The following is a 3,058-nucleotide window of genomic DNA, read 5'->3' on the forward strand; positions in this document are numbered from 1 at the left end:
GCGAAACCCGCGGGAGCGCCGTCGGGCACCCGCCCCCTGAGCAGCACCACGCTGCCCACCGTGAAGGCACGCGCCCTCGGCAGGCGGCGGCGGTACCCCTCCGCGAGCAGGATCCCGTGAGGGCCCGGTGAGACCCGGCAACCCGACAGGGCCGCGACCGCGAGCCCGCACGGCGTCGACAGGTTGATCCAGTTGAGGAACGGTACGAATCCCGGCGTCATGCCGTCATCGTACGGCGCACCGCGCCGCCCGGCAGCAGGTCCGGCAGCAGGTCCGGCGGCAGGTCCGGTGGCAGGTGCGGTTGTGGTGCCGCCGAGCCCGTCGCCTAGACTTGACACGCCGGTGCGCCCCGCTGCGACCCGGCGTTTTCCTGTCCACGGCCCGGACTGTCCGCAGACCGCCCGCCGCACACCGAGAGTGCAAGGTAAGCAAACCCCATGTCCGAAACCCCAGAGCACGCCGGGCCAGGCGGCCCGGGCGCCCCCGTCCCCGATCCGCTGGACGCCGCGGCGGTCGCCGCCGCGGTCGACGCCGCGCTCGCCGACATCGCAGCCGCAGCCGACCTCGACGCGCTCAAGGGGGTCCGGATCGCGCACACCGGCGAGAAGTCGCCGCTGAGCCTCGCGAACCGGGGGATCGGCGCCCTGCCGAAGGAACAGAAGTCCGCGGCCGGCAAGAACATCGGGCCCGCCCGCGGCCGGATCAACTCCGCCCTGGCGTCCCGTACGGCGGAGCTCGAAGCGGAGCGCGATGCCCGGATCCTCGTCGAGGAGGCCGTGGACGTCACCGCCGCCCCCCGCCGTCGTCGGCCCGGGGCACGCCACCCCCTGTCCACGCTGCAGGAACGGGTCAGCGACGTCTTCGTGGGCATGGGCTGGGAGATCGCAGAAGGCCCCGAACTGGAGTCCGAGTGGTTCAACTTCGACGCGCTGAACTTCAAGCCGGACCACCCGGCCCGCGAGATGCAGGACACCTTCTTCGTGGAGCCGCCCGAGGCGCACCTCGTGCTGCGCACGCACACCTCGCCCGTCCAGGTGCGCTCCATGCTCGAGCGCGAGCTGCCCATCTACGTCCTGTGCCCGGGCAAGGTGTTCCGCACCGACGAGCTCGACGCCACCCACACCCCCGTCTTCCACCAGTTCGAGGGACTCGCGATCGACAAGGGCCTCACCATGGCCGATCTCGTGGGCACCCTGGAGCACTTCACGCGCCAGCTCTTCGGCGACGAGGCGAAGGTACGCCTGCGCCCCAACTACTTCCCGTTCACCGAACCCAGTGCAGAGCTCGACATCTGGCATCCCGGCGCCAAGGGCGGCCCGCGCTGGATCGAGTGGGGCGGCTGCGGCATGGTTCATCCGAACGTGCTCCGCGCCACCGGGATCGACCCGGACGTGTACTCCGGGTTCGCCTTCGGCATGGGGATCGAACGGGCCCTCATGTTCCGCAACGAGGTCAGCGACATGCGGGACATGATCGAGGGCGATGTACGTTTCAGCGAACACTTCGGGATGGAGATCTAGGTGAGAATCCCACTGTCCTGGCTGCGCGAGTACGCAGCCGTGCCCGCGGATGCGACCGCGGAAGACGTGATGGCCGAGCTCGTGAAGGTCGGCCTCGAGGAAGAGGACGTCCATCGTCCCACCGACGAGCTGACCGGTCCCATCGTGGTCGGCCAGGTGCTCAGCCTCGTCAAGGAACCGCAGTCCAACGGCAAGACCATCAACTGGTGCACCGTCCGCGTGGTGCCCGAGGGCGCCGAGCAGACGCTCACGGGCGACGGTATCGACCCCTCGGGCGTGCAGGGCATCGTCTGCGGTGCCCGCAACTTCGTCGAGGGCGACAAGGTGGTCGTCACCCTGCCCGGAGCGGTCCTTCCCGGCGACTTCCGCATCAGCCCCCGCAAGACCTACGGCCACGTGTCCGCCGGCATGATCGCGTCGGTGCGCGAACTCGGCATCGGCGAGGACCACGACGGCATCCTGGTGCTCTCCACCCTGGGGCTCGACCCCGAGGTGGGGACGGACGCCATGGAACTCCTCGGCCTGTACGACGAAGCCGCCGAGATCAACGTGACCCCCGACCGCGGGTACTGCTTCTCCATCCGGGGCGTCGCACGCGAATACGCGCACGCCACCGGGACGGCGTTCACGGACCCGGCAGCCGCCGTCGTCGTCCCCACCGCGGCGGGCCCCGGCTACCCGGTGCGCCTCGAGGACTCGGCCCCCATCTACGGCAGGCAGGGCTGCGACCGTTTCGTCGCCCGGACCGTCCGCGGCGTCGACCCGTCGCGTCCCACCCCGCCGTGGCTGTCCGCGCGCCTCCGCCTCGCGGGGATCCGCTCCATCTCCCTCGTGGTCGACATCTCGAACTACGTGATGCTCGAACTCGGCCAGCCGCTGCACTTCTACGACCTCGACAAGCTCTCGGGCGACATCGTGGTCCGCCGTGCCGTCGCAGGGGAGACGCTGCGGACCCTCGACGACCGGGAGCGTACGCTCGACGCCGAGGACCTGCTGATCACCGACGCGACCGGCCCCATCGGGATCGCCGGCGTCATGGGCGGCGCGGCGACCGAGGTCTCGGGGGACACCCGCAACGTCCTCATCGAGTCCGCCCACTTCGAGGAGGTCGGTATCGGCCGGTCCCGGCGCCGCCACCGGCTGCCCTCGGAGGCGTCCAAGCGCTTCGAGCGCGGCGTGGACTGGAACGTGGCGGACGTCGCCGCGCAGCGCGCCGTCGAACTCCTCCTCGAGCTCGCGGGCGGCACGGTCGACGACACCGCGACGGACGCCGGCCAGGCCCCGGAGCCGCGCGTCGTCGAGCTGGCGGCCGACTTCCCGGCCCGCCTGATCGGACGGCCGTTCACGGACGAGCAGATCCGGGGGACGCTCACCGACCTCGGCGCAGCCGTGGCGGACGCCGACGGCGGATACCGGGTCACGGTGCCGAGCTGGCGCACCGACCTCGAGACCCGCGAGGACCTCACCGAGGAGATCATCCGGCTCGTCGGCTACGACACGATCCCGTCCACCCTGCCCGTCGCGCCTCCGGGACGCGG

2 protein-coding genes and 1 pseudogene are annotated in these 3,058 nt (G+C 71.3%); 2 read left to right on the forward strand and 1 reads right to left on the reverse strand.

The window, feature by feature from the left end; genetic code table 11:
* A pseudogene (locus tag CVO76_RS04335) lies at positions 1-221 on the reverse strand (hypothetical protein); the annotation flags it as partial.
* A 216-nt stretch (positions 222-437) separates the two neighbouring features.
* Between CVO76_RS04335 and pheS the strand changes: the two are divergent.
* Positions 438-1,520 (forward strand): phenylalanine--tRNA ligase subunit alpha, encoded by a 1,083-nt coding sequence (pheS, locus tag CVO76_RS04340; RefSeq protein WP_208740843.1) that lies wholly within the window; start codon positions 438-440, stop codon positions 1,518-1,520.
* Positions 1,521-3,058, forward strand: a 1,538-nt coding sequence (gene pheT / locus CVO76_RS17210) for a phenylalanine--tRNA ligase subunit beta (RefSeq protein WP_244186189.1), incomplete at its 3' end; no start/stop codon positions are given.

This window comes from Arthrobacter agilis (assembly GCF_002953615.1).
Classification (GTDB): domain Bacteria; phylum Actinomycetota; class Actinomycetes; order Actinomycetales; family Micrococcaceae; genus Arthrobacter_D; species Arthrobacter_D agilis_B.

Coding starts and splice junctions, on each gene's coding strand:
- pheS (WP_208740843.1), top strand. CDS start 438: ATGTCCGAAACCCCAGAGCACGCCGGGCCAGGCGGCCCGGGCGCCCCC.